The organism is Thiomonas sp. OC7, assembly GCF_900634595.1.
In the GTDB taxonomy this organism is placed as follows: domain Bacteria; phylum Pseudomonadota; class Gammaproteobacteria; order Burkholderiales; family Burkholderiaceae_C; genus Thiomonas; species Thiomonas arsenitoxydans.
Genome location: NZ_LR131953.1, coordinates 1,631,726 through 1,656,671, shown reverse-complemented (window position 1 = coordinate 1,656,671; position 24,946 = coordinate 1,631,726). Strand labels below are relative to the sequence as shown.

General features: G+C 65.6%; 23 protein-coding genes and 1 pseudogene. 10 read left to right on the top strand and 14 right to left on the bottom strand.

Annotated features, from left to right (window positions below):
* Positions 1-53: 53 nt before the first annotated feature.
* From cybH to BIO17B3_RS07990, 3 genes and pseudogenes are all read left to right on the top strand, one after another.
* On the top strand, positions 54-773 hold the full coding sequence (gene cybH, locus BIO17B3_RS08000) for a Ni/Fe-hydrogenase, b-type cytochrome subunit (protein WP_031403923.1): 720 nt from the start codon (positions 54-56) through the stop codon (positions 771-773).
* A gap of 70 nt (positions 774-843) precedes the next feature.
* Positions 844-2,049, top strand: a complete 1,206-nt coding sequence (locus BIO17B3_RS07995; RefSeq protein WP_081857737.1) for a HoxN/HupN/NixA family nickel/cobalt transporter — start codon at positions 844-846, stop codon at positions 2,047-2,049.
* 105 nt (positions 2,050-2,154) lie between these two features.
* Positions 2,155-2,574, top strand: a pseudogene (locus BIO17B3_RS07990) (IS1380 family transposase); the annotation flags it as partial.
* 434 nt (positions 2,575-3,008) lie between these two features.
* On the opposite strand, the gene BIO17B3_RS07985 reads toward BIO17B3_RS07990, so the two are convergent.
* The 9 genes from BIO17B3_RS07985 to BIO17B3_RS07945 form a co-directional block, all read right to left on the bottom strand.
* Positions 3,009-4,001, bottom strand: coding sequence for a site-specific integrase (locus BIO17B3_RS07985; RefSeq protein WP_231480411.1), 993 nt, complete (start codon positions 3,999-4,001; stop codon positions 3,009-3,011).
* A 286-nt stretch (positions 4,002-4,287) separates the two neighbouring features.
* Complete coding sequence (locus BIO17B3_RS07980) at positions 4,288-4,980, bottom strand: VIT family protein (protein WP_013107369.1); 693 nt, start codon at positions 4,978-4,980, stop codon at positions 4,288-4,290.
* 87 nt (positions 4,981-5,067) lie between these two features.
* Entirely contained in the window at positions 5,068-5,217 is a 150-nt protein-coding gene (locus tag BIO17B3_RS07975) for a hypothetical protein (protein WP_156053700.1), read from the bottom strand.
* On the bottom strand, positions 5,199-5,618 hold the full coding sequence (locus BIO17B3_RS07970) for a permease (protein WP_232054223.1): 420 nt from the start codon (positions 5,616-5,618) through the stop codon (positions 5,199-5,201). Before BIO17B3_RS07970 ends, BIO17B3_RS07975 begins: the two co-directional genes overlap by 19 nt.
* 188 nt (positions 5,619-5,806) lie before the next feature.
* Entirely contained in the window at positions 5,807-7,117 is a 1,311-nt protein-coding gene (locus BIO17B3_RS07965; protein WP_156053699.1) for a hypothetical protein, read from the bottom strand.
* Positions 7,118-7,124: 7 nt separating this feature from the next.
* Positions 7,125-8,918, bottom strand: coding sequence for an N-acetylglutaminylglutamine amidotransferase (locus tag BIO17B3_RS07960; protein ID WP_156053698.1), 1,794 nt, complete (start codon positions 8,916-8,918; stop codon positions 7,125-7,127).
* A gap of 400 nt (positions 8,919-9,318) precedes the next feature.
* On the bottom strand, positions 9,319-9,633 hold the full coding sequence (locus BIO17B3_RS07955; RefSeq protein WP_156053697.1) for a type II toxin-antitoxin system RelE/ParE family toxin: 315 nt from the start codon (positions 9,631-9,633) through the stop codon (positions 9,319-9,321).
* Between the two features lie 4 nt (positions 9,634-9,637).
* Positions 9,638-9,874: an addiction module antitoxin gene (locus BIO17B3_RS07950; RefSeq protein WP_232054222.1), complete on the bottom strand. Its 237-nt coding sequence runs from the start codon at positions 9,872-9,874 to the stop codon at positions 9,638-9,640.
* 219 nt (positions 9,875-10,093) lie between these two features.
* Entirely contained in the window at positions 10,094-10,321 is a 228-nt protein-coding gene (locus tag BIO17B3_RS07945; protein ID WP_232054221.1) for a hypothetical protein, read from the bottom strand.
* Positions 10,322-10,522: 201 nt separating this feature from the next.
* On the opposite strand from BIO17B3_RS07945, the gene BIO17B3_RS07940 reads away from it, so the two are divergent.
* The 5 genes from BIO17B3_RS07940 (at position 10,523) to gstA (ending at position 14,858) form a co-directional block, all read left to right on the top strand.
* A complete protein-coding gene (locus tag BIO17B3_RS07940; RefSeq protein ID WP_156053695.1) occupies positions 10,523-11,503 on the top strand; it encodes an aldo/keto reductase in 981 nt (326 codons plus the stop codon).
* Positions 11,503-11,904, top strand: coding sequence for an ATPase with chaperone activity (locus tag BIO17B3_RS07935; protein WP_156053694.1), 402 nt, complete (start codon positions 11,503-11,505; stop codon positions 11,902-11,904). The genes BIO17B3_RS07940 and BIO17B3_RS07935 overlap by 1 nt, the downstream gene beginning before the upstream one ends.
* A 70-nt stretch (positions 11,905-11,974) precedes the next feature.
* Entirely contained in the window at positions 11,975-13,324 is a 1,350-nt protein-coding gene (locus tag BIO17B3_RS07930) for an MFS transporter (protein ID WP_156053693.1), read from the top strand.
* Between the two features lie 90 nt (positions 13,325-13,414).
* Entirely contained in the window at positions 13,415-14,146 is a 732-nt protein-coding gene (locus BIO17B3_RS07925) for a HugZ family protein (protein WP_156053692.1), read from the top strand.
* A gap of 97 nt (positions 14,147-14,243) precedes the next feature.
* Positions 14,244-14,858 (top strand): glutathione transferase GstA, encoded by a 615-nt coding sequence (gstA, locus tag BIO17B3_RS07920; protein ID WP_156053691.1) that lies wholly within the window; start codon positions 14,244-14,246, stop codon positions 14,856-14,858.
* Positions 14,859-14,888: 30 nt separating this feature from the next.
* Here gstA and BIO17B3_RS07915 read toward each other — a convergent pair whose 3' ends face one another.
* Entirely contained in the window at positions 14,889-15,362 is a 474-nt protein-coding gene (locus BIO17B3_RS07915; protein ID WP_156053690.1) for a hypothetical protein, read from the bottom strand.
* Positions 15,363-15,470: 108 nt separating this feature from the next.
* On the opposite strand from BIO17B3_RS07915, the gene BIO17B3_RS07910 reads away from it, so the two are divergent.
* The gene (locus BIO17B3_RS07910; RefSeq protein ID WP_232054220.1) at positions 15,471-16,232 is read left to right on the top strand and encodes a hypothetical protein; all 762 of its coding nucleotides are present in this window, start codon (positions 15,471-15,473) and stop codon (positions 16,230-16,232) included.
* On the opposite strand, the gene BIO17B3_RS07905 is transcribed toward BIO17B3_RS07910, so the two are convergent.
* The 4 genes from BIO17B3_RS07905 to BIO17B3_RS07890 all read right to left on the bottom strand — a co-directional run bounded on the left by BIO17B3_RS07905 (position 16,164) and on the right by BIO17B3_RS07890 (position 23,867).
* Positions 16,164-16,607: an isoprenylcysteine carboxylmethyltransferase family protein gene (locus tag BIO17B3_RS07905; RefSeq protein WP_156053689.1), complete on the bottom strand. Its 444-nt coding sequence runs from the start codon at positions 16,605-16,607 to the stop codon at positions 16,164-16,166. The genes BIO17B3_RS07910 and BIO17B3_RS07905 overlap by 69 nt on opposite strands.
* Before the next feature lie 35 nt (positions 16,608-16,642).
* Positions 16,643-17,434 carry a gamma-glutamyl-gamma-aminobutyrate hydrolase family protein gene (locus BIO17B3_RS07900; RefSeq protein WP_156053688.1) on the bottom strand — a complete coding sequence of 264 codons (792 nt, stop codon included), beginning with the start codon at positions 17,432-17,434 and terminating at the stop codon, positions 16,643-16,645.
* 338 nt (positions 17,435-17,772) lie between these two features.
* Positions 17,773-21,981, bottom strand: coding sequence for a translocation/assembly module TamB domain-containing protein (locus BIO17B3_RS07895; RefSeq protein ID WP_156053687.1), 4,209 nt, complete (start codon positions 21,979-21,981; stop codon positions 17,773-17,775).
* Positions 21,981-23,867, bottom strand: coding sequence for an autotransporter assembly complex family protein (locus BIO17B3_RS07890; RefSeq protein ID WP_232054219.1), 1,887 nt, complete (start codon positions 23,865-23,867; stop codon positions 21,981-21,983). The genes BIO17B3_RS07895 and BIO17B3_RS07890 overlap by 1 nt, the downstream gene beginning before the upstream one ends.
* Before the next feature lie 291 nt (positions 23,868-24,158).
* Between BIO17B3_RS07890 and BIO17B3_RS07885 the strand changes: the two genes are divergently transcribed.
* Complete coding sequence (locus tag BIO17B3_RS07885) at positions 24,159-24,908, top strand: response regulator transcription factor (RefSeq protein WP_232054218.1); 750 nt, start codon at positions 24,159-24,161, stop codon at positions 24,906-24,908.
* The last annotated feature ends 38 nt before the right edge of the window (positions 24,909-24,946 follow it).

The window sequence follows — 24,946 nt, the reverse complement described above, 5'->3', positions numbered from 1 at the left end:
GTGGCCTGCGCCTTTGGCCGGGCCACGCGCCATTGACCAATCAGGAGACAAACATGAGCGCGCAGTCCACGCATCAAACCCATGCCGAGCCGGCGGTGTATGTTTACGAGGCACCGATCCGATTATGGCACTGGATCCAGTTCTTTGCCATCGCGACGTTGTGCGTGACAGGGTTTTTTATCGGCCATCCGTTGCCCAGTCAGCCGGGCCAGGCCTACGACCACTTCCTGATGGGCTACATCCGTTTCGCCCACTTCACGGCAGCGTACATCTTCATCATTGGCTTTTTATTTCGCATCTACTGGGCCTTCGCGGGCAATTTGCATGCCCGCGAAATCTTTCTGCCGCCCTTCTTTCGAGGCGAGTACTGGCGCGGTGTTTGGCATGAGATTAAGTGGTACCTGTTTCTCGCCCGCGAGCCGAACAAGTATTCAGGTCACAACCCGCTCGCCATTCTGGCGATGCACGTCATGTTTGTGTGGGGATCGATCTTCATCATCCTCACTGGGCTCGCCCTATTCGGCGAGGGAACGCTGGAAGGTTCATGGCAATACGATTGGTTTTCGTCATGGATCACCCCGATCTTCGGACAGCCCCAGGCTGTGCGCACCGCGCACCATTTAGCGATGTGGTACCTGATCACGTTCATCCTCGTGCACATCTACGTGGCTATTCGCGAGGACATCATGTCGCGCCAGTCCATCGTCAGTTCCATGATCAGCGGCTGGCGGACCTTCAAGGACACCCGCCGTGTCAAGGGTGACGAGTTCTGAGTAAACTCCTCGGGGCGGTGCTCATGTCGGCCGCGTCCTGCCATCTAACCGACATTCTGGGATTGATCGCTTGAACTGCGATGCAACAGCCGTGCTGACGCCCCGCCCACGTGCGCGCGGGCTGGGCGCCTTGAGGTTTGATCGAGATGAGTGGGCGCAGCTCGCCGGCTACTACGGCTTTATCGTCGTGCTGCACCTTGCCGGATGGGGGCTCTACCTTTATTACGCCGAGCGTTACCCTGCGATGATCGGTCTGGGGCTGACGGCCTACCTCTTCGGGCTACGCCACGCCTTCGACGCCGACCACATCGCCGCTGTCGACGACACCGTGCGGCTGCTCGTGCAGGAGGGCAGCAAGCCCCTCGGCGTCGGTTTTTTCTTTTCTCTGGGCCATTCCACGGTGGTCTTCCTGCTGACGGTGTTCGCCGCGTTCATGGTGAGTGCTGTGAAGACCCATATGCCGGAGATGCAGCACATTGGCGGTATCCTGGGTACGGGCGTGTCCGGCATCTTTCTGGTGATCATCGGGGCGCTTAACCTGTTGATCCTGCTCGATCTGCTCAAGGTATGGAACGGAGCTCGACGCGGGGTGCACGACCATCATCATGTGAATACCTTGCTGGCCAAGCGCGGCCTGTTCTACCGGCTGTTCGGCGGACGGTTGCAGCGGGTCATCAAGCAAAGCTGGCAGATGTATCCGGTGGGGTTCCTGTTCGGCCTTGGGTTCGATACGGCGTCCGAGATTGGCCTGCTGGCCATGACCGCAGGCGCTGCCACGGGCAACCTACCGGTTCCGGCCGTGCTGTCGCTACCCATTCTGTTCACCGCGGGGATGTCCGCCATGGACACCACAGACGGCGTTCTGATGACCAAGGCCTACGGCTGGGCGCTGGCCAACCCGCTACGTCGGATCTTCTACAACATCAGCACCACCTTGCTGTCGGTGCTGGTCGCCCTCGTCCTGGGTGGCGTTGAGTTGCTGCAGGTGATCATCCCCGCCATCGGCTGGCAGGGCAGGGTAGCCGATGCTATCGTGAACCTGAACCTCGGTGATCTGGGCTATCTGATCGTCGGTCTGTTTTTGGTCGCGTGGCTGTCGTCGCTGGTCGCGTGGGCGCTGGGCTACAAGCGTCGAGCGACCCAGGCGGTTGCTGAGCCGACGCTGCACCGCCACGAGCATGCCCACGACGACGGGACCAGCCACGAGCACTTTCACTGTTCGCGCCGGCCGCAGACTGAGCCAGCCTACCGACAAATCGGTGAGCCATACCAATGATTGCGGAACGCGCATGAAGCTTCGGTATCGTCTTGCGGTAAGCGGCTCAGCGAGAGACGTCGTTAGTCCGCCGAGATTTGGCTCATTCACCGTCGGCGGCAACACCCCGAGATCATCTTGGAGGGCTGGACGACAAGCTTGCCCAAGGCCATCAGCGCCGAGGCGATCATCGACCTGTACGCCGGGCACGCCACGCACGAGCAGTTCCATGCGGAATTCAAAACCGACATGGATCTGGAGCGACTGCCCTCGGGGAAGTTCGACACGAACGATCTTGTCTGCCAGCTTGCGGCCCTGACGATGAACGTGCTGCGCCTCATGGGTCAGCAAGGGCTGCTGGGGCCGCATGCACCGGTGCGCCATGCGGCCAGGCGACGGCGTCTGAAGACTGTGATCCAGGAGATTGTCATCCGCGCAGCACGCGTGATCAACCATGGCGGGCGGCTGTGGTTGGGACTGGGCGCCAACGACAATGCAGCCCGTGCCTTTTGCGATCTGCATGCGCAGTTCGCCGCCAGCGGCTGAAGACGCAGCACGCGCTTGTTCAACCCCACTGGACACCAACATCAAGGACTCGGCGGGAGAATGGCTGCGCGCAACCCATCCGAAATGACCGATCAAGGGGGCCCATCGTCTGCGCACGGCCCCAAAAGCATCATCGCCACGGTGATCGACCCATGAATCTGTGGGCAATCGGGAAAATTGGCACGCCACGATCAGATCTCAGGTCAGTGGATTATCCAAGGTCACGGATTCAGGAATGTTATCTGCCCACTCTATTACGATTGCCGTCTACTCGACCTGTTCCAGCATCGGCAAATCTGGCCGGAGCCCTTCAGGATGCGAGATTTGACATCCAACTCGCCCTCACCCTGATTGACCGACAGAACCAACATGCAGTTCCAACACGCCATTTCAGATGCCCGTACCTCGCTTGAGATCGTCGTTTGAGTGCTTGCTTACCCTAGCTTCTGCGCCAACTTCTCCGCCTCGATGTGGGTGTAGCGCTTGAGCATGGCGAGTGACTTGTGGCCGGTCATCGAAGCCACTTCCATGACGCCAAGGCCTTTCTCGAACAAGCGCGACGTGGCTTCGTGGCGCAGATCGTGGAAGTGCAACTCGGCCAGGAATGCCTGATCGGGCTTCTTGGCAGACTTGGCGCAGTCGGCTTGATACGCAGCCAGGGCGCGGGCCTTGCAGCGCTGCCAGAGCTTTTCAAAGCTACCGTTTTCCTTGTTTGGCTTCCACGAGAACACTTTGCAATCGATCCTGCGTGGCAGGTTTTGCAGGGCTTCTACGGCAGCGCTGGACAGAGCCACGGTGCGGCTCTCGCCATTCTTGGTGTCCATCAAGTGCGCCGTGCGCCGCTGCAGATCGATCCGTTCCCATTCCAAGCCGAGCAATTCGCCCATGCGCATGCTGGTCTCTACTGCCAGCACGATGACTTGGCGAAGGCCAAGCGCCCGCCCTTGATCTGCGCCCTTGAGCAAGTAATCGAGTTCACCTGGCCGCAAGCGCCGATCCCGTGCCTTTGGCTCGGCGGGCTTGCGAACCGTGCGCACTGGGTTGCCGGCAGGGAGCGGGATCGACAGCTCGCGCTCGGCGAATGCGAAGAGAGTGGATAGGGCGACCAGATGATGCTTTGCGGACTTCGGGGCATAGCCCTCGGCGATCAGATGATCGCGCCATGCTGCAACATCGATGCTGCGGATGTTGCCCAGGAAAAATGCTCCGAAGCGCGTCTCGATGTTGCGCAGCAGGGTTGGCCTGGCCGCATCGCGCAGCGTGGGCAGCACCGATACCCGGTAGCGTTGGCACAGCTCCGCTACAGTCACACGCTGCGCCTGATCGTTCAGCGCCGCGATGTTGCCGCGCTGCGCTTCGCGCTCGACCTCACGTGCCCATGCTTCGGCGTCAGCCTTGAGGTCAAAAGTCCGACTGAGCGATGGCATGCCCCGCCTGCGGATTTGTGCTCTCCACCCGTTTTTGCGTTGTTCGATATGCGCCATGCATTCCCCCTGGATTCCCCCAAATAGCCTTGTCAAAAACTTGGAAACCTTGCAATCATTGGCTTGCAAGCCTAATGCAATTCTGGCTACGAAGCGCGGGGGCAAAGACGCTCCAAACCGCCCACCAGCCCTCGCCTAACAGAGCGTCTGAGTTCATACCTCAGGTCGGAGGACGCCAGATCGTTTGGCGCCGAACCGGCAGCGTGCGCAGAAGTCGGCACGCAAGGCGTCAGGAAGCGCCGAAGACCATGCCCACACCGGCGGTGATCGCCATCGCCAGGGCGCCCCAGAAGGTCACGCGCGCGACGCCGCGCATGACGCTTGCGCCGCCCGTGTAGGCGGCAAGGCCGCCGAGGACGGCGAGAAACACGAGCGACGTTGCACTCACAAACCACGAAAGATGCGGGCCTGGCGTGACCACTGCGGTTAGCAGGGGCAACGCCGCCCCCACGGTGAATGACAGCGCCGAGGTGAACGCCGCCTGCAAGGGATTGGCGCTGGCGACTTCGGAAATGCCGAGTTCATCACGCGTGTGCGCAGCCAATGCATCCTTGGCCATGAGTTGTGCCGCCACTTTTTGTGCGAGGTCGGGGTCCAGGCCGCGCTCAACGTAGATGTTCGCCAGTTCCGCGTGTTCGCGCGCGCCGTCGCTGGCCAGTTCCTGGCGCTCGCGCGCGATGTCGGCCTGCTCGGTGTCGGACTGAGAACTCACCGAGACATATTCCCCTGCTGCCATCGACATCGCCCCTGCGACCAGCGCGGCCACGCCCGCCACGATCACCCCGCCATGGGTCGCACTGGATGCGGCGACGCCGACGATCAGGCTGGCGGTGGAAACGATGCCGTCATTGGCGCCGAGCACTGCGGCGCGCAGCCAGCCGATGTGCTGGGTGCGGTGGCTTTCCACATGGAGTCTGGACATGGCGATGGCGGGAATGAGGGCTGGAAGAATAGGATCAGCGCGACTGCTGGGGGCCAGGTCAGGGACGAATCAAGTGGATCGACGGATTCAGCACGCCGGATCGCACTCCACCGCAGCCAACCCTGCCAGGGCGCTGATGTCGTCATTGTCGCCCACGGGCGCACCCGACACGCTCCACGCACTCACGCCGACACCGGCGACGATGTACGGCGCGACCTTCAGCACGATGTCGCGCACATGCTGCCAGCCCTGGGCGAAGCGGGCGTCCCAGCCGAGTCTCGCCGCGGCGTTGCTGACCGACGGAATGTCGAACACCCAGGGTTCGACCAGCTCGCGGCGATTTTCCAGCCGAACATGCCGAAGAGCAGGGCGAGCGCCGCTTCGTTGACCATGGGCGCTGACACCAGAAACGAGAAGGTCACGCCCAGCGGCACACCGGCGGTGAGAAAACCGATGAACAGCGGCACCGCCGAGCACGAGCAAAACGGCGTGACGATGCCCAGGCTGGCTGCCAGCACATTGCCCACGCCCTGACGTTTGCCCGCGAGGATGGCGCGGGTCTTCCCCGGGGTGAAAAAGGTCTGGATCACACTGGCGGCGAACACGATGAGCGCCAGCAGCATCAGCACCTTGGGCACTTCGAAGGCGAAAAAGCCGACCGCGCCGTAGAGATGACCGGTTGACGCAGGCCCGTGGCCCCCGTGAGCCAGTGCATGAAGGCACCGGTGGCAGATTCGAGTTGGCCGTAGAGCAAAAACCAGACGGCCATATACAGCATGTGGCAGGACCCAAGCGTGCCGGTAGTTGCGACGTCCGGCGCAGGCGATCAGCGAGTCGCCCCGGGGGGTATTCCTGTCGCCTTGTCTTGGTTCGGACTGCCTGCGGCTGCTTCCTCGAACATCGGGGCGAACCCGCCGCCGGGCGTGCGGAAGTTGGTGGTCTGACCCTGGTAAAGCCGCGCCGATAGCCACAGCACCTGGCCGAGATCGGCATAGGCGCGCAGATCGAACTTGAGGCTTCGGGAATCCGCGGCATTGCCGATGCGGCGCTCACCCGGTGGGGCCAGGGATTGCGCCACGTAGTCGCCTTGCACGATGGTCTGCCACACGCCGCGCGTGAGCTTGGCACCGCGATACGCAGCGCGGCTGCCGAAGCCGGCCCAGGGCTTGAAGAACAGATCGCGACGTCGCGCCCATAGGCGCTCGGCGTTGTCCGGGGCGACGATTTCGGTGTGCGGCACCTGCGCCGCGAGCAAGGCCGCGGTGGTCTCGTCGGCGCCCATCTCGCGCAGGGCTGGTGCGTCACACAGCAGCGCGAGGTTGCGCTTGTCGGCGAACAGGGCGTGGGCGCGCGGGTGCGGGGTGACGACTGCGGCATCGAACTCCCAGGCGCGGCGCAAGGCCGCATGCTCGGGCGCGTCGAGCGCGAAATCGGTGAGTCGGTTATAGACCAGGTCGATGCGTCGACCGTTCACGCTGAGCAGCGTGCCGTCGCAGCGCAACTGCCCCGGATCGGCAATGACGGCTTCGATTCCCGCGCGTGCGAACAGGCGCTGATAGAGCAGGAACTCGGCGTAGAGGTATTGCTCCTCTGGCACGGTGTCGACGATGGCGATGCATGCGGGCCTGCCTTGTCGTCCGGCTGCCTGCCATTCGCGTATGAACATCGCGACGATTGCCTCCTCGAACGCATCGACCGCCTCGCTGCTCGGCACCATGTCCCGCATGTCCTCGCAGCAGGCGCGCTGCGCGCGCGCCTGCACCGCCGACAGCAGTGCGCCACCTGGGTTGGTGTTGATTTCGATGAGGCCGAGCTTTCCTGCTTCGAGATGAAAGTCGAAGCCGAGGAACATCCCCGGATTGCCCGGATCGTGGCTGGCGGACTCCGGCGCACGGGCGAGCACGGCGCGCTGGAAGGCCGGCAGCGCGGCGACGTGCTCGACGGCCAGCACCACGTCGCGCATGCGCTGCGCGTGTGCGTGGCCGACGAACACCGGCTGCGCCGAAAACAGATGCGGATTGCGCTGCTGCACCAGGGCGTACAGCCCGGGCTGGCCCAGTTCGGTCTCCAGCGCCTGGGCCAGCTTGACTCGGTCCAGGCTGATGCAGAAACAATCGCGGTTGAGACGTTCGATCACGGTCGATTCAGTGTGCAGCGCCGTCGACGTGGATCTGCAGCCACCATTCCAGCAAGGCGGCATGCCACAGCTTGCTGCCCTGGATGCGGGTGAAGTGTGCAGGTGCTTCGGGTGCGGCGAGCAGAGCATCGACGAAGCCGCGCTGGTAGAGCCCGCGCTCGCGGCAGGCGCGCGACTCGAGCAGCTCCCGCATGCGCGCCAGAAACGGCCCGCGCACGTGCTTGAGCGCGGGAACGGGAAAGTAGCCCTTGGGCCGGTCGATCACGGCATCGGGAAGCACCCCGCGCGCGACGGCCTTGAGCGGAAACTTGCCGCCTGCCTGCAAGCGCAGTTCGGGTGGCATGCGGGCGGCCAGCTCGACCAGCGCGCGGTCGAGGAAGGGTACGCGCAGTTCCAGCGCATGCGCCATCGGCAGGTTGTCAACGCGTTTGACCGGGTCGTCGACGATCAGGGTGGTCACGTCCAGCCGCAGCACCTGGTCGAGAAAGGAGTCGCCTTGCGGGCGCTGCAATGCGGACTCCAGAAACTCGCGCGTGAGGTCCGGCACGTGGTGTGCCGGGTCGATGAAGCGCAGCCATTCCGCATGATCGCGGTCGACGTAATGCTGCGAGAAACGCTCCACCGGCAGGCCCGCCTCGACTTGCATGCGGGGGTACCAGAAATAGCCGGCGAACACCTCGTCGGCCCCCTGGCCGGCGAGCACGGCCTTTACGTCGCCGCTCACCCATTCGGCGAGCAGATCGAAGGCCACGACGTCGTGGCTGAACATCGGCTCGGACATGCGCGCGATGGTCTGCGGCAGGCGCTCGAGCACCGCGCTGTTGGGGATGGACAGTTTGTGGTGGCGGGTGCCGAAGGTCTGCGCCACGAGATCGGAGTACTCGAATTCGTCGGCCTTCTCGGTGTCGGCATCCAGGCTTTCGAAGCCGATTGAATAGGTGCGCAGATTGCGCGCCTCGCCCGCGAGCATGCCCACCAGCAGGCTCGAATCCAGGCCGCCGGACAGCAGCACGCCCACCGGGACGTCGGCCGCGTGCACATGGCTGTCGAGCGCGGCCTGCAGCGTGTCGCGCGTGGCGTCGATCCACTCCCGTTCGCTGGGCAGCGGGTCTGGGCGGGTGGCGTTCAGTTCCCAGTAGCGCGCCAGCCAGCGCATGCCATCGGGTTGCACGCGCAGGGTGTGCGCCGGCTCCAGCTTGCGCACGCCGCGCAGGATGGTACGAGGCGCCGGCACCACGGCGTGCAGCGAAAACAGGTGATGCAGCGCGACCGGGTCGATCGCAGTATCGACGCCACCTGCGGCGAGCAGCGCCGGCAGGCTCGATGCGAAGCGCAGGCGCGTGCCGTCCTGCGCGAGGTAGAGCGGCTTCATGCCGAAGCGGTCGCGTGCCAGCAGCAGGCTTTGGCGGCGTGGGTCCCACAGCGCGAAGGCGAACATGCCGTCGAGCCGGCGCACACAGTCTTCGCCCCACTGCGCGTAGGCCTTGAGGAGGACCTCGGTATCGCCGCTGGAGACGAAGCGCCGGCCCAGCTTGCCCAGTTCGCCGCGCAGCGCGCGGTAGTTGTAGATGACGCCGTTGAACACCAGCACGCAGCCGGTGTCGGCGTCGCGCATGGGCTGGTCGCCCGCCTGGCTCAGGTCGATGATCGACAGTCGGGTATGTCCGAACGCGACCGGGCCGCCGTGCCACTGACCAGCTTGGTCAGGCCCGCGGGGCTTGAGCGCATCGCGCATGCGCTCGACGGCGGGAAGATCGGCCGCCTGGCCGTCGAAGCGCAATTCACCGCAGATGCCGCACATATCGCGTCAGGCGCTTGAGGTCTTGGGGCTGGTGGACGCGGCAAGCGGCTTGCGCAGCGTGACGCAGGTTTCGGCGGGTGTCGGCTGCAAATCCATGGCCGAATCATAGGCGCAGGCGATCGTGTCGATGCAGCACGGAGGGTGGGACCGCGCGCGTCATCCCGAATCGAATTTATAGCGGGTCAGGAGCAGCTCACGCCATACACGCGCATTCCCCAAGACCCATTCAACTCCCGGAGGTTGTCATGTGTAGGCGTCGAGGTCGATTTGAGCGATGCGCCGGGTTTGCTCTGAGCCAGTCGGAATGTGTCGAAATTCAAACTTGACGCTGCGTGCATCTCGTTTGAATTTCGGCGCATTGTGGTGATGCTGATTTCTGTCGCCCAGTCCAACTACAAGCCTACAAGCCGAAATCGTCCCGGAACCGGTCGATCTGGTGCATCCGCTCATGCAGGAGGGTCACGATGCCAATGTCCCCATTCGAGAGGCGGCGCCAATAGACAAAATGCCGTTCGTAGCGGAAAAAATAACCTTCAATGCCAAAGTCGGCGGGAATAGGCTTGGAATGGGTCTGGTGGGAATCGATGCCGTCGAAAGCCTCGAACAGCCCGTTGATGTAGCGGTCGGCTTGTTCCGTACCCCAGCGATCGCGCGTGTAGCGGTAGATCTCGTCGAGCCTCCAGGACGCCGCTTCCTGAAGCCGTATTTGGGCCACGCCGTCAGCCCCGGTTGCGCGCGATCACCTCGGCGGCAGATAGGGGGCGGTAAGAGTTCTCCGGGGCGGCGAAGGCATGGGCCAGCTCGGCCTTCAGCCGGTCAAAAGCCTCCTGCTCTTTTCGCGCTTTGTCACGGCGGATCAGGTCGCGCATGTATTCGCTGATGTTCTCGTAATCACCTTGCTCGCCCACATTGGTGGCGACGAATTCACTGAGTGGCCCGCTGAGACGCACCGTCATGGTCGTGGTCGTTGTTCGGGACATGCTTGGCTCCTGTCATCTTTAGCGTATTCAATATAAATGAATATGAATACGGCGGCAAGAATGCCGCAAGCCACTCCTGGCCCTGCGCCGGTCGGTTGGAAGCGTCTGGTTATCAACGATCCGCCGAAGAAAGCAACAGCAGACCCAGCCGAGGTTCGGTGCCCTGCAGTGGAACGACAACACAAGTCTTCTGCGTCAGGCGGAAGTCGTCCAGTTCTCGACGACCAGCCCGGCATCGGCGTAAAGCGCAAAATCGGCGACGTTGTTGGTCACTAACGTGATCCCCAAGGAGATGGCATGAGCAGCGATCATCCGGTTGAGGCTGTTTTTTCTGGCTGGAAACTGCCGGGAGAGATTTCCAAAAAAAGCCGCCGCTTGCACGTCGAAATCATTGATGACCAAGCTGTTAGACAGCGCGGTCAACTCGGGCGGGCTGTTATGCACCTCCAAACCGCAACACAACTCAGCCCAAGTAATTGGCCCAAATAATCGAGCTGACCCCGAGCGGCAGCCGCTGGCCGCAGACGGCCCCTTGCTGCGCGCGTTGTGCGGGGGTTTTGCAGGCGCCGCAAAATACCGAGTGGCTATAGACGTAAAAGCCCGCACACCTTGAAAGAATCCCCTATGAAAACCACCCGACTGGGCCATACCGGCCTTGAAGTCTCGCGCATTTGTCTGGGCTGCATGACTTATGGCGTGCCCGAGCGCGGCAACCACCCCTGGACGCTCGATGAAGCCGCCAGCCGTCCGTTGATTCGGCAGGCGGTGGAACTGGGCATCAATTTTTTCGATACGGCCAATTCCTATTCCGACGGCACCTCCGAGGAGATTCTCGGCCGCGTGCTGCCCGAGTTCACCCGCCGCGAGGAGATCGTGGTGGCGACCAAGGTGCGCTTTCCGTCGAGGCAGGCGCCCAATATCGGTGGCCTGTCGCGCAAGGCGATTCTGTTCGAGATCGATGCCAGCCTGAAACGACTGCGCATGGACTATGTCGATCTCTACCAGATCCACCGCTGGGATCCGCACACCCCCATCGAAGAAACCATGGAGGCGCTGCACGACGTGGTCAAGGCGGGCAAGGCGCGCTATATCGGCGCGTCTAGCATGTTCGCCTGGCAGTTCGCCAAAGCCCAGCAGGTGGCGCGGCAACATGGCTGGACGCGCTTTGTCAGCATGCAGCCCGAACTCAGTCTGCTCTACCGCGAGGAAGAGCGCGAGATGCTGCCGCTGTGCCGCGATCAAGGCGTGGCGGTGCTGCCTTGGAGCCCGCTGGCGCGCGGTCGTCTGGCGCGGCCCTGGGGGGAACACACGCCGCGCATCGCCAGCGACGCGTTCGGCGCCAAACTGTTCGCGCGCACGCAGGACAACGACCGCGACATCGTCGAGGCATTGGGCAAGCTGGCCGAGCAACGGGGCGTGCCGCGCGCGCAACTGGCGCTGGCCTGGCTGCTGGGCACGCCGGGCGTGACCGCGCCCATCATCGGCGCGTCCAAGCCGCAGCATCTGCTCGACGCCGTGGCCGCCCTGTCGGTCTCGCTCAGTGCCGAGGAGCGGGCGGCGTTGGAGGCGCCGTATCAGCCGCATCCGGTCGTCGGGTTCGAGTGATGTCAGTTCCGCACGGCCGTTCCGAAGGAACTGACCTCCCCTCGGGGGGGAACGAGCGCAGCGAGTCTGGGGGCGGTTTCAGCCTGAACGACTCGCAGCTCGTCGTTCCGCCCTCGTTCATCGCGCTTTATCTGGCGCCGCGCCGCAGCCGCCCCAGCGCGCCGCGCGAGGTCATCACCGCGCGCTACGAGTTCTGCGAAGACCTCGCCACGATGCTGACCGAGCACGCCGCGGAGATCAAGTCCAGCCTGCACGTCACCGACGACGACGTGCTGTCGCGGGTGTGGCGCGGCCTGTGCACGCCCGACTCCGGCGTGAACGCTGCGGAGGCGCAATGGGTGGTCAATCGTCTGGCCGAGTTGTTGGGTTGGCCCCTGCCGGGAGAGATGGGAGAAGGTTGAACGTCGGGCTTGGGTATCCTGCGCCCTGGCCTAATGCTTTCATCCCTCGATGTCCGCCCCCGCAGATTCCATGAACGACACGCCGCCCGCCGTTTCGGCCTGGGCGGTTTTCGGCAACCGCCGCATCGCCGCGGTCTTGCTGCTTGGGTTTTCTTCAGGGCTGCCGCTGGCGCTGACGGCGGGCACGTTGCAGGCCTGGCTCACGGTCGAAGGGCTGAGCCTGAAGGCCATCGGCTTTGCCACCCTGGTCGGGCAGGCCTATGTGTTCAAGTTCCTTTGGTCGCCAGCGATGGATCGTTATGCCGTGCCGTTCTGGGGGCGTTGGCTGGGGCGGCGGCGCGGTTGGCTGCTGCTGGCGCAACTGCTGCTGGCGGCCATGCTCGGTTTGATGGCCTTTGTCGGCGTGCCCGGCCCCGATCAGGCAGCGGCCTGGCCGGGGCTGGTGCATGCGGCCGAGCGGCTCGGCGTGGACGCCGCCAGCGCCCGTGCCGTGCCGCTGCTGCTGCTGGCCGTGGGCGTGGCGTTTTTCTCGGCCTCGCAAGACATCGTGATCGACGCCTATCGCACCGATGTGCTGCCCGCCGCCGAGCGCAGCGCCGGGGCCGCCGTGCTGGTGCTGGGCTACCGGCTGGCGATGATCGTCTCCGGCGGTCTGGCGCTGTGGCTCGCCACCGATGTGACCGGCTGGCGCGGCATCTACGCCCTCATGGCCGGGCTGATGCTCGTGCTCACCCTCGTCACCCTGTGGGCGCCGCGCCCGCCGCTGCATGCCAAACCGCCGCGCACCCTGCGCGAGGCGGTGGTCGAGCCTTGGCAAGAATTTTTCAGCCGCAAGGGGGCTTGGGCCTTGCTGCTGGCCATCGTGTTTTACAAGCTGGGCGACGCCTTCGCCGGGGCCTTGTCCACCACTTTTCTGATTCGCGGCGTGGGTTTCAGCCCGGCGGATGTGGGCCTGATGAACAAGAGCATGGGGCTGGTCGCCACCATCGTCGGCGCGCTGCTGGGCGGGGCCTTGCAGGCGCGGCTGGGGCTGTGGCGGGCGCTGTTGCTGTTCGGCGTGTTGCAGGGCGCTTCCAATCTGGCCTACTGGGTGCTGGCGATTTCGCCGCAAAGTCTGGCGCTCATGGGTCTGGCGATCGGCGTGGAAAACTTCACCGGCGGCATGGGCACGGCGGCGTTTGTCGCTCTGCTGTCGGCGCTGTGCGACGTGCGCTTTTCCGCCACACAGTTTGCGCTGTTGTCGGCGCTGTCGGCGGTGGGGCGGGTGTATGTCGGCCCCGCTACGGGCTATCTGGTCGATGCGCTGGGCTGGCCGAACTTCTATCTTTTCACCGTCGCCGCAGCCGTACCGGGCGTGGTGCTGATCTACTGGCTGCGCGACATCATCGAAGCCCGCGACGTGCAAAACCCGGGCGAGTGAAGCGGTCGCAAAGGCCGTTTCAGAGCGCATTCAGCCGAGGTTAAGGCTAGGCTGCTGCAATCGCATCAACAAACATGGAGGAACGGCAACATGGCTGATACCGAACGCGCGCTTGCTCTGGGCCAGGAGGCCCGTCTGTTTGTTCGCAATCATCAAAATGGCGTGCTTTCCACGCTGTCGAAGCGGCTGGACGGCTTTCCCTTCGGCTCGGTCTCGCCCTATGTGCTCGACCACGAGGGACACCCCGTCATTCTCATTTCCACCCTGGCCGAACACACCAAGAACATCGACGCCGATCCTCGGGTGAGCCTCATCGTGCATCCTTGCGCCGAAGACATGCAGGCCGCTGGCCGCGTCACTTTGGTCGGCCGCGCTGAACGCCTGAGCGACAAGGCGGGCTTCGGCGCGCGCTACCTGCGCTATCTGCCGCAGGCCGAGAGCTATTTCGCCATGCACGACTTTCACTTCTATCGTTTGCGGGTGGAAGACGTGCGCTTCATCGGCGGCTTCGGCAAGATCCACTGGATTCGCCCCGAGCGTTACGCCCCGCCCGCCGCGCCCGCGCTGGCCGCTGCCGAGGAGGGCATCCTCGCGCACATGAACGCCGACCATGCGCACAACCTGCGCGAATACTGCCGCCATGTGCATGGCGTGGAGGTACTGGACGCGGCGATGGTCGGCATCGACTGCGATGGCTTCGACGTACGCGCCGACGGCCATGTGCTGCGCGTCAACTTCCCCGAGCCCGTGCTCGACGCCGAGGCCGCCCGTGCGGCGCTGGTCGAACTGGCGAAACAGGCCCGCACCACGGCCCCGGCGTGAGTTGGGCAGCGCCTGCAGAAAACCGCGCCCCGACTTACGATGATGTCCCCGTCGCCAAGGCAACAAGGCGACAGCGACACTTCCTGGAGACTCTGATATGAAGCTTTTCTACAGCCCCGGCGCCTGCTCGCTCTCACCGCACATCGTTCTGCACGAGCTCGGCCTGCCGCATGACGTGGTCAAGGTCGATCTCAAGACCAAGCAGACCAGCGATGGGCGCGACTTCCGCACCATCAACCCCAAGGGCTATGTGCCCACCCTGCAACTCGACGATGGCACCATCCTCACCGAAGGCCCGGCCATCGTGCAATACCTGGCCGATCGCAAACCCGAAATGCATCTCGCCCCGGCCAACGGCACACTGGCGCGCTATCAGTTGCAGGAATGGCTGAACTTCATCTCCACCGAGTTGCACAAGCAGTTCAGCCCGCTGTTCAACCCGGCCAGCAGCGCCGACCTGATCGCCGCGCAGAAGGCCAAGCTGGCCGAGCGCTTCGCCCTGATCGGCCAGACCTTGGAGCAACACGACTACCTGCTGCCCAGCGGCTTCAGCGTGGCCGATGCCTATCTCTACACCATCCTGACCTGGGCCGGTTTTGTCGGCGTGGATCTGTCGCCTTGGCCCGCCTTGGTGCGCTACAAGGCGCGCATGGAAGCGCGTCCTGGCGTGGCCGCCACCCTGGCTGCCGAGCGCGAGGCGAAAAAGAGCTGAACGCTGATTCAGTGCCCGCGGCGCACCGCGTCAGAACGGTGCGCCGAAAATCGCCCAGACGCCCGACAGAATGGTGGGCACGGCAAGCACGATGTTGATCGCAGACAGCGTGCGAATCTGCGCGGCCTGCGCGCAGGCCGCGCCCCAGTCGCTGCGCGCAACGGCGCTGCGCATGCGCAGGAAGGGCACGAAAAAGATATATAGCGCGAGCAGCACCATGAGGCTGCCCAGCACCACCATCACCCATTGCGCGGTGCTGAGCACGCCAAACCCGCCGCGCAAGAACACCATGCCGTAGCCGGTGATGACCAGCGACGCGCCCGCGCCCCAGATCACGGCGAAAAAATTGCGGAATAGCCCATAAAGCAGCCGAGCACGCGGCTCGGCCTGCGCGATGGCGCGTTTGAGCGCGGGCGCCAGAAGGCCATCCATGAAAAGAATGCCGCCGATCCAGATGACCACGGCGAGCAGATGGATGAATTGCGCGAGAGAGTTCCAGTTCATGGCGTGGGGCAGATCAGCAAAGTGGCTTCATTGCAGCAGAGTTGCGTGATGCGTGGTTTGACGTGTCTCACAAGCCGTTTGTCGGTTGGGTTCAGTCACAATGGACGCATGTCGTTTGTTTCTGCCCCTATTGCGTTCAAACCCCGATCTTTGGGGATGCTGAGTGCCGCCTTGCTGTGCTGGTTGCTGCAGTACGGCAGCGTGCAACACGCGGCCGGGCAGGTGGCGGCCTTGTTTCAGGCGGCTATTGCGGTGGCTTGGGCCATGCTGTTGCTCTGGCTGTGGACGCGCTGGCGTGGCATTGCGCTGTTCGCGCAGGGCGCGTCGCTGCTGCCCGCGCTCTGGGGCGGAGCGCTGTTTACTGTGCAATGGGCCTGCCTGTATCTCGCCGTAGACCGCTCCGCGCTGTGGCGCGTGGCGCTCTTGTTCGGGCTGATGGCGGTGCTGATGCGGGCTGCGGCGCAAGGGCGCTGGCGATCGCGGCTGGGCTTCGCGGCAGGCGTGGCGCTGCTCGCCGTCTGGGCCTGGGCGACGGGGCAAGGCGGGGTGGGGCTGTTGACCCTGGCCGCCGCGCTGGCTTTTGTGCTCGGGCTTCATCAGGTGCGCTGCGCCCAGATGCAGCGACAAGACCTGATGCGCTGGCGCTTCTATCAACTTTGTGTGGCCGCGCTGTTGCTGCCGTTGGCGGCGGTGGCGTTCAGCCCGAGCTGGAGCTTTCTGCCGGGCTGGAGCGCGCTGGGCGCGATGTTGCTGCAGGCGGTATGCGGCGGACTGGCGTTTCCGTTTCTGCTGGCTGCGGCCTTACCAGAGGCCAGGAATGAAACGCCGGGTGACGCGCGCATAACCGGCGTAATCGGGCCAGACGCCTGAGAGCAGGCGCTCTTCCATCGCCGCCTTGAAATTCAGCACCACGCCCAGCGCGATCCACAGCGCCCACTGCTCCGGGCTGTGCGCCGCTGTGGCGACGCCAGCCATGAACAGAATCAGCGCGACGTACATGGGGTGGCGCATCCAGCGGTAAGGCCCGGTGGTCACCAGATGCGCGCCCTGGCGCGGTTCGGGCACGATGTTGAAATTGCCCGGTCGGTTGTGCCAGAACACCCAGAGCACCAGCACCGCGCCGGCTGCAAGCAGCGCGAGCGCGGGCCAGCTCAGGCGCCAATGCGGCGCGGGCCAGCCGAACATCAGGGCGAGCAGCCCGAACTGGGCAGTCACCCAGAGCCGGGCGAGGGTGTGCGTCTGCATGGTGAGTGTCTTTCAGGCTTGTCAGGCGCTGCGCATTACCAGCGGCGCTTGCGCACGTTGCGCAGGAACTCGTCGAGGATGGGGGTGCAGTCGAGCAGCTCGGGGTTGGACGGGTGGTGGAATTCCGGGTGCCACTGCAGGCCCAGCAGAAAGTTGCGGCCGGTGCCGCGTATGGCTTCGGGCAGGCCGTCTTCGGGGCTGATGGCGTCCACCACCAGGTCGCGACCGAGCGAGCGTACCGCCTGGTGATGCACCGACACGATGTTGAGCGTGGCGGGGTCGACTTCGGGGTAGAGGCGGGCCAGCAGGCCGCCTTCGGTGAAACGCACCGGGTGGAAATGGCGGTCGTAGGCGTCGCTGAGATGCTGGGTGTGGCTGTGGGTGAGTTGCGTGGGCAGATCTTGGTAGAGCGTGCCGCCCATGGCGACATTGATGAGCTGCGCGCCGCGGCAGATGCCGAGCACGGGCTTGCGCACTTCGATGAACTCATGCAGCAGTTCCATCTCATAGCCATCGCGCACCGGGTCGCCCGCCCACTCGGGCTTGAGCGGTTCCTCGCCGTAGCTGTGCGGGCTCATGTCCGAGCCGCCCTGGAGAATCAGGCCGTCGAGCGCGTCGGCGTAGTCGCTCAGTCGGATATTGCTGCGCACAATGCCGCCGCCCGTCGCCACCGTGGGCACCATGAACACCAGCACATCGCGCGACATGGCCCAGTGCGCGACCGACTGCTCCAGATACTGCAGCGTTTTGCTGCGCAGCCCGGCCTGCCCGGGCTGGGGATGGTCGATGCGTGCCGAAATGCCGATTTTCAGAGGTTTGGTCGCCATGAGAGTGCTCGCTGTGGCAAGGATGGATTCATCTTATGACGACCGGAGTGACCAGGCGTTCCCTTAGGGCCTGTTAACGCTATTTATGCCCTCGCGCCGGGGGTCTGGGCGGAGGCACTGCGAGGCGCAGGCCGCGCCGTGGTGTGTGGCACCACAAGCGGACTGCAACGTGGCAGTGCGCCGCCCAGACCCCCGGCCCGAAGGGTTGCCCCCAGGCGGGGCGTCTGCGGCGTTGTCGGTGTGAGGCAAGGCAACCAGCCTTGCCTCGCACCTCCGCCTTGCATCCCTCCCCGTCTGGGGGCAACGCGGGGGCATAAATAGCGTTAACAGGCCCTAGTTCATTGAAACTCGAAGGTGTAGAACAGATCGAGCGCGTTTTCGGTGCCGGTCTGAGCCTGCACCGACAGCCGCCGGGTGAGTTGGTGCTGGATGGTGAAAATGCTCGATACCCCGTCGATTCCGCGCGAGAAGGTGACGAGGGTGTTGGCCGACAGGCGCTTGCTCAGCGTGACAATGGTGCTTTGCACGCCGCCAGATGCCGCGGTCGCGGCGCCATTGGTGCTGCTCGTGCCGTTGCTGCTGGACGCGCTTTGCACGTTGATGCTGTCCAGCCCCACCGCGTGTGCCAGCCGGGTTTGCAGCGGCTGCCCCTCGCTGGGCCCGAGCAGCGCCGCCGCCGCGGTCTGCAGCAGCCCAATGTCGGACGCGCCCACCTGGTCGAGCGGCTGACCCAGTACCAACCACGACAGAATTTCGGTGTCGGGCATGGCGGGGGTGGAACTGAGCTTGACCAGCGGGCGCCGCGCGCTACCGCTGATGGTCACGCCGACTTCGATGCCGGTGGGCAGATTGGGGCGGGTAGCGGTGATGTTCAGTCCGGGATTGTCCACCGGCCCGGCGAAGTTGATGCGGCCCTGCGTGACCTGCAGTTGCTGGCCGTAGGCGGTGTATTCGCCCTTGACGACTTCGATGCTGCCGGTCGCCGTGGGCGTGGCACCGTTGTCGGCGCGCACGCGCACGCTGCCGCCCAGCGTGGCGTCGAGACCCTGGCCGTAGAGGTGGAAGTTGGAGCCCAGGTTGAAGGTGCCATCGAAGCGCACGGCGCTGGGCATGGCGGCCGCGGGCTTGCTTGCTGCAGGCGTCTGGCCGATGACGACCACGTCGCTGCTCAGTGTGGGCCCAGTGGCGCGGGGCAGGGCGATGTCGGCGCTGTCGGCGGTGAGATCGGTGGTGAGGGCCAGCACCTTGTCGGCCAGCCGGGCCTGCGCCGTGCCGCTAAGTATGAGTTGTCGGTCGGGCCGACTGAGCAGTTGCAGCTTGTCGGCCTTGAGGTCCAGGGTCGCGCGCGGCAGACCGTTTTGCAGCCGCGCGTCGCCGGTGGCGGTGAGCTGCCCTTTGCCGCCCTGGAGTTGGAGCTGATCGAGCTGAAGCCGGTCGCCGGTGAAATGGGCACGCAGCACGCCGTTTTTGAGATCGAGGCCTTGCGCGGGCCAGGCCAGACGCAGGGCCCGGCCATCGAGACTGCCGCTGTATTGCGGCTGGGCCAGCGTGCCCCGGCCCTGCACCGCGAGTTGCAAACGGCCCTCGGCGCGATAGTCGTAGCCGATCAGCGGCGCGGCCCAGGCCAGGCTGGGCATATCGGCGCCCGCGTCGAGCTGCAGCGGTGCGCTGCCCGCGATGCCCCACAGCTCGCCGCGGCGGCTGAGTTCGGTGGCCAAGCTGGCCTGCGCCGTGCCCATGGCGGTCTGCACCACGCCCTGCGCCTGCACGCGGCTGTCTTGCGCCGTAATGTCCAGCACCAGCTGGCCGATGCCCAGCGGCATGAAGCCGCCGCGCGATGCGGCGGCGCCGAAGGTGGCGTCGCAGGTCGGGGCGAGGGTGACCGTGCCCACGGGCTTGGCGGGAGCGGCGGCAAGTTGCAGCGCGATATCGCCGCTGTCGCGCTGCAGATGGATCTGGCCGTTCACGGTTGCACCGGCGTCGATCTGCCAGCGGCCCGAAAGCACCAGCGTGTCGCGCAGCCGCGCCGGGGTGATGCCGCCCAGGGCGAGCAGGTCGGCGGAGCGGACGGTCTGCAGACGACCCGCGGTGCGCAACACGCCGGGGGCGAGCTGCAGGCTGTCCAGATCGATCAGCCCGGCCTGCAGCTTCAGAGTGGCATGCTCAACCTGCAGCCGCAGCGGGGAAAACGCCAGATCGAGCTTTGCGGGAGCCTGGAGTTTGAGCGCGACCGGGCCGGTGTTTTCCAGTGTGGTGATCTGGCCGCGCCAGCCTTGCGGGTCGCCGTGCCAGCCGCCAGCAGCACTCAGCCGGAGATCGAGCGGCAAGGGCGGCGCGGCGGGCTGCGATGTGGGTTGTGGTGTGGACGCAGTGGCGTTGGGCCGGGGCAACTGGCCTTTGACGGCAAGCAGCAGAGTGTGCTGGGTGCGGGTGCCCGCGATGTTCAGGGTCGCGGTATCGATCACTTTTTCTGCGCTGCTTTTTGCAGTTGACGCGATCCGCAGGTCTTGCAGCCGGGCGCCCAGTTGCAGTCGTCCGTCCAGCCCGGCCGTGGTCTGCGCCTGAGTGTGCAAACTGCCGATCTGCACGGTTTGCGCGCTCTGGGTCCAGCGCAGGCCGTCGAGGTCGAGCTGTAGCGAGCCCGCGAGACGGTTGAGCAGGGCGTTTGCGGACGGCAAGGCGGTGGCGGCCGGTGCGCGGTCGGTGCTGAAGTTGCTCTGGGCGCTGAGGTGTTGCAGCGTGAGCGCGTTGGCCCAGCGCAGTTCGTCCGCTTGTAGCGAGACGGTGCCCGAGGGCGCTTGCAAGCCGCCTTGCAACTGGCCCTGCGCTTGGGCGCTGCCTTGCAGGGCAGGGTCGATCTGCGCGAGTTGCGGGGCGTGCAGTGTCCATTGCAGGGCGTCGCAGGGTTGGCCGAATGCGCCTTTCGCGCTGAGTTGGTTGGCGCCGAGGGTGAGCGCGGCGTCCACGTCCCACAGGCGTTGCGGGTCGAGCGCGAGCCGGGCGTGGCCGGTGAAGGTGTGGCCGCGCCACACGCTGGGAGCGAGTTGCAGCGCGAGCTTGGCCTGACGGCGGGTGAGGGCGCCGCTTGCAGTGAGGTCGGCGTTCAGCGCGGCCTGGGGGTAGGCGCCGAATTGCGCGGGGTTGAACTGCCGCAGCCGGGCGCTCAGCTCGAAAGCCTGCGTGCCTGCGGTGGACAGGGTGCCGCTGGCCTCCAGACGGCCGCCCAGCGCCGAGAGCAGCAGCTGGCGCAGATGCACGGTGTCACCCTGGCGCTGCGCTTGCACGCGAACGTCCCAGCCCGGCTGGCTGAGGGTGGCCTGAACGCTTTGCTGTTGTGCGCTGGCGTCGATCACCACCGGGCCGGACAGGCGGGTGGCGGCCAGCTTGCCGTCGAGCGCGCGGGCGTTGAGCTGCGCGACCTGCAGGCGGGCCTGCAGCTCGGGCTGCGCCCAATGCAGCGTGCCGCGGATTTGTCCGCCAGCGCCCAGGTCGATGAGCAAATCGTGCGCGCTGGCCTGCTGCGCATCGCCCGCGAGGGTGGCGCTCAGGCTGTGCAGCGGCAGGCGCTGCTGGTCGATCGGGCCGGGCAGGGTGTTGCGCACGCGCAGACTGCCCACCAGCCTTTGCGCGCTCGACGGGCCGAGATCGAGCTGCACATTCAACGCGGCGCGGGGCAGCCCTGCGGCGAAGGCCGAGGGGTCGAGCGCGTTCGAGCTGAGCCGGGCGCTGCGCAGCGGTGTGGCATCGAATGGCGTGAGCCGGGCTTGCAGGCGGGCGCGGGCGGCGTCCATCTGCAGGGTGCCGTCGAGGGTGAAGTCGCGCAGGGCGCCGCGGGCGCGCAGATCGGCAGCGTTGCGCTCAGCCGCCTTGCCGGGCAGGCCGATGTGCGTGGCGCTCAGGCTCGCCTGCAGCGCGTAGGGTGCCGCGTCGCCCAGGCTGGCGCTGAGCTGGGCGTGGGCCCAGGGGGTGAGGGCGGTGAACTGCGCGCGGTAGCGGCCCTGGTCGTAGTGCATCTGGCCGCTGAGGCTGCCGTAAGACCGCAACGCCCCTGGCGGGCCGATCTGCAGTGCGCCGACGGCCAGATGGTCGATGTCGATACGCAGCGGCAGGCGCAGGCTGGCGGGCAGTTGCGGCGCGCCGGTCGAGGCGGTGGCTTGGGTTGGCGTCACGTCGATGCGCTGCGCGCTCAGGTTCTGGATGTGCAGGGTGCGCTGCCACAGCGCGGTCGGCGTCCAGCGCAGCCGGGCGTCGTGCAGGAGGGTGGTGGAGCTGGGGGTGGTGAGTTGCAGTTGGCCGATGCGCACCGAGTTCCACAGACTGCCCTGCACGTCTTTCAGGGTGATTTGCGTGCTGCCCAGCCGCAGCGGCGTGCGCGCCGCAAGCCACTGCAGACCGCTCTCGCTGCCCAGCCAAGCCACGGCGGCTGCGGCGGCGATCAACACGGCGACCGTGGCCGTCAGCGCCCAGAGCAAGACGCGCAGCAGGCGCGGCCCGCGGCGGCGGGGCTTGGGCGGCGGGGCGGGGACGGGTGCGGTCGGCTCGGTCATCAGAACGACAGCCCCGCACTGAAGTTCAGGCGATATTGGTGCACCGCCTGACCGTAAGCCAGATCGACCGACACCAGCCCCACCGGGCTGCGCCAGCGCACGCCCGCGCCATAGCCGCGCACGGGCTTGAGCGCGCCCCAGGTGTCGGCCGCGTTGCCCAGGTCGTAAAACACCGCGCCGCCCCACTGGCGGGTGAACCAGTGATCGAACTCGGCGCTGGCGGTAAATAGATAGCGGCCGCCGACGATGGCGTCGCCCTGCACCAGACCCAGGCTTTGATAGGCGTAGCCGCGCACCGAATTCGCCCCACCGGCGCGAAACAGGAAATTCTGCGGAATGCCGCTGGCGCCATTGGCCAGCACCGCGCCCGCCTCGGCACGAAAAACCAGCTGGTTGCTGCGGTCGATGGGCAAGTAGCCGAGCCCGCGCGCATAGAGCCGGATGAAGTTGGCCGACGACAGCAGCGCCTTGCTGGCGCCGCCGAGTTGCAGATTGATGATGGCGCCGCGGCTGGGATAGAGCACGCTGTTGATGTCGCGCCACGTCCAGCTATCGTTCAGGCTCAGCGCATGCACCTCGCTGGAGGCGGCGCCCGCGGGCTGCAGGCTCTCAGCCTGATACTGCAGCGCCAGCGCGGTGTCGATGTGGCCGCGCGTGCGCTCGCGCAGCGCCCCGATGCTGCTGTTGCGCGTGACCAGGCCGGAAATGTCGGTGCGGTCTTGCAACAGGGTGAGGCTGTCGTCATAGCCATTCGCGGTGCGCGGGAATGCCAGCCGCAGATTGCCGCTCTGCTCGCGCGTCTGCAGCTTGACCTCGCTCGACAGCCGCCAGGCGCGCCCCAGAAAGTCGAGATCGCGCCAGCCCATCTGCACCCGCTGCCCGGTATCGCTGCTCACCCCTACGCCGAAACTGAGTTTTTGCGCCCGGTTTTCCGTCACCTGCACATCCACCGGCGCCACGCCGTCCTGCGCCTGACGCACATCGGCATCGACCACGGCATTGCGGAAGTAGGGGCTGTTCTGCAAAGCGGCCTGATAGTCGAGCAGCGCGGTCTGCGAATACGGCTGCCCTGGCTGCATCGGCGCCAGCCGCTCCACGATGCTGGCCGGATAGCGCTGCAACCCGGCGATGTGGAGCGGGCCGAAGGTATAGGCCGCGCCCGTGTCCAGCCGCACCAGCAGGCGGGCCTGATGCGTTTGCGGATCGATGGTCGCGCGGCTGTCGGCAATGCGCGCAGCCGGCCATTGCCCCGACAGCAGACTGGAGAGCGCCCGCGACTTGGCCGATTCCCAGTCGGCATCGCGAAACACCGAGCCGGGCTTGAGCGTCCAGGTGCGGCTCAGCCGCGCGCTCAGGGCGGCATCCGGCTGGCCGTCGGGGCCGTCGACCTGCACCTCGACGGCGTGCACCAAAGTGGCCACGCCCGGATTCACGCTCAGCACCACACGAATCGGCCCTGTCCCATCAGCCTCCGGCGGGCAATCGACCCGCACCGCGATCTGCGGTGAAAAATAACCCTGCGTTTCGAGCAGGCGCTGCACCTGGGCGGGTGCCTCATCGGCCAGCCGCTCGACCTGATCGGCCTGCAATCCCGGAAAGTTGCGCCAGCGCAACAGATCAAGATTGTTAGATAAGAGGGTGCGCAAGTCCTCCGGCACGTCGAGCTCGACCTCGTACTTCGGCGCAGCCGTCTGTGCTGCCGAAGCGGGCGGCGCAGGTGAGGGGCTCGCGGTCTGTGCCGCCGCAGTCTGCGGCCACGCCAGCACCGCGACCGCGCACAAGGCGCCGAGCGCGAAGCCAAAAAAGGCGATGGCGCTCGGCAAAACGGCTCCGCCAAGCCCGATCTGGTGCTCGGCGGTCGTCGTTCTGGCCGGTTTTCGATGCATGCCCGCATTATTCATGCCGCATGTCGTCGGCGGCGTCGGCAGGTCCATGAGCGCCCCCAGGGCCGGGCTGCGCCCAGTCCGCATCCGTTCTTAAATCATGTTTCAAGCTTGCGCCGGGTCGATTCCCGGCGTGAACTTTGTAAAGCATGCCCTGACATTACTTGCCGACTACCCCGCGGAGTGTGAACATATTCACGGTTTTCTCAAGAAAACGCCGGGTCGCCCCAGGTTTCCTTGACTTCCGCCTCTGCTCTATCTCTGTCAAGCCGCATGACATTTTTCAGTTCAACCGTGCCACCCACTCTCGCCTTGCGTATTGCGTACCTGGAAGACGATCCGCTCATTGCCCACGAGGTTTCCGACTGGTTGCGCGAAGCCGGATATGACGTACAGTACTACACGGACGGGCAGGAATTCGCCCGTGCCGTCGAGCGCGGCGGCGCCGACGCCTGTCTGCTCGACTGGATGCTGCCCGGCCTGAGCGGGCCGGATGTGCTGTGCCGACTGCGTCTGCAACTGGGCGCCAACGTGCCACCGGTCATTTTCCTCACCGGACGCAATGCCGAAACCGATGTGGTGCAGGCGCTGGAGTCGGGGGCCGACGACTATCTGGTCAAACCCTTGTCGCGCCCGGTGTTGCTGGCGCGGCTGCAGGCGGTGTTGCGCCGCTCGGGCAGCACTTTGCCCGCGGCGCGGCTGCGTCTGGGCGAAATCGAGGCCGACTGCTCGCGGCGGCAGATTTTTGTGCAGGGCGAGCGGGTTGAACTGACCGACCGCGAAACCGATCTGGCGCTGCACTTTCTGCAGAACGTCAACCGTCTGCTGACCCGCGACTTTCTCATCCAGACCATCTGGGGCCTGCGTCCGGAGGTCGAAACCCGCACGGTGGACGTGCATGTCAGCGCCCTGCGGCGCAAATTGCGCTTGCAGCCGGAATCGGGCTGGCGCCTGGTGTCGGTCTATGGCCGCGGCTACCGCTTGGAGCGCGCCCGCAGCGCCGACGAAGGGCCGCTGACCGTGCCGCCCGAACTCGACGATTGAACCCGACGCTTGAACGCGTCCGGACCGAGAATGTCGGT

Bases quoted from the DNA above. Each gene is read 5' to 3' on its own strand.
- cybH (WP_031403923.1), top strand. From the start codon at position 54: ATGAGCGCGCAGTCCACGCATCAAACCCATGCCGAGCCGGCGGTGTAT.
- BIO17B3_RS07985 (WP_231480411.1), bottom strand. From the start codon at position 4,001: ATGCCATCGCTCAGTCGGACTTTTGACCTCAAGGCTGACGCCGAAGCA.
- BIO17B3_RS07980 (WP_013107369.1), bottom strand. From the start codon at position 4,980: ATGTCCAGACTCCATGTGGAAAGCCACCGCACCCAGCACATCGGCTGG.
- BIO17B3_RS07960 (WP_156053698.1), bottom strand. From the start codon at position 8,918: ATGTGCGGCATCTGCGGTGAATTGCGCTTCGACGGCCAGGCGGCCGAT.
- BIO17B3_RS07950 (WP_232054222.1), bottom strand. From the start codon at position 9,874: ATGACGGTGCGTCTCAGCGGGCCACTCAGTGAATTCGTCGCCACCAAT.
- BIO17B3_RS07940 (WP_156053695.1), top strand. From the start codon at position 10,523: ATGAAAACCACCCGACTGGGCCATACCGGCCTTGAAGTCTCGCGCATT.
- BIO17B3_RS07935 (WP_156053694.1), top strand. From the start codon at position 11,503: ATGTCAGTTCCGCACGGCCGTTCCGAAGGAACTGACCTCCCCTCGGGG.
- BIO17B3_RS07930 (WP_156053693.1), top strand. From the start codon at position 11,975: ATGAACGACACGCCGCCCGCCGTTTCGGCCTGGGCGGTTTTCGGCAAC.
- BIO17B3_RS07925 (WP_156053692.1), top strand. From the start codon at position 13,415: ATGGCTGATACCGAACGCGCGCTTGCTCTGGGCCAGGAGGCCCGTCTG.
- gstA (WP_156053691.1), top strand. From the start codon at position 14,244: ATGAAGCTTTTCTACAGCCCCGGCGCCTGCTCGCTCTCACCGCACATC.
- BIO17B3_RS07915 (WP_156053690.1), bottom strand. From the start codon at position 15,362: ATGAACTGGAACTCTCTCGCGCAATTCATCCATCTGCTCGCCGTGGTC.
- BIO17B3_RS07910 (WP_232054220.1), top strand. From the start codon at position 15,471: ATGTCGTTTGTTTCTGCCCCTATTGCGTTCAAACCCCGATCTTTGGGG.
- BIO17B3_RS07905 (WP_156053689.1), bottom strand. From the start codon at position 16,607: ATGCAGACGCACACCCTCGCCCGGCTCTGGGTGACTGCCCAGTTCGGG.
- BIO17B3_RS07900 (WP_156053688.1), bottom strand. From the start codon at position 17,434: ATGGCGACCAAACCTCTGAAAATCGGCATTTCGGCACGCATCGACCAT.
- BIO17B3_RS07895 (WP_156053687.1), bottom strand. From the start codon at position 21,981: ATGACCGAGCCGACCGCACCCGTCCCCGCCCCGCCGCCCAAGCCCCGC.
- BIO17B3_RS07890 (WP_232054219.1), bottom strand. From the start codon at position 23,867: ATGCATCGAAAACCGGCCAGAACGACGACCGCCGAGCACCAGATCGGG.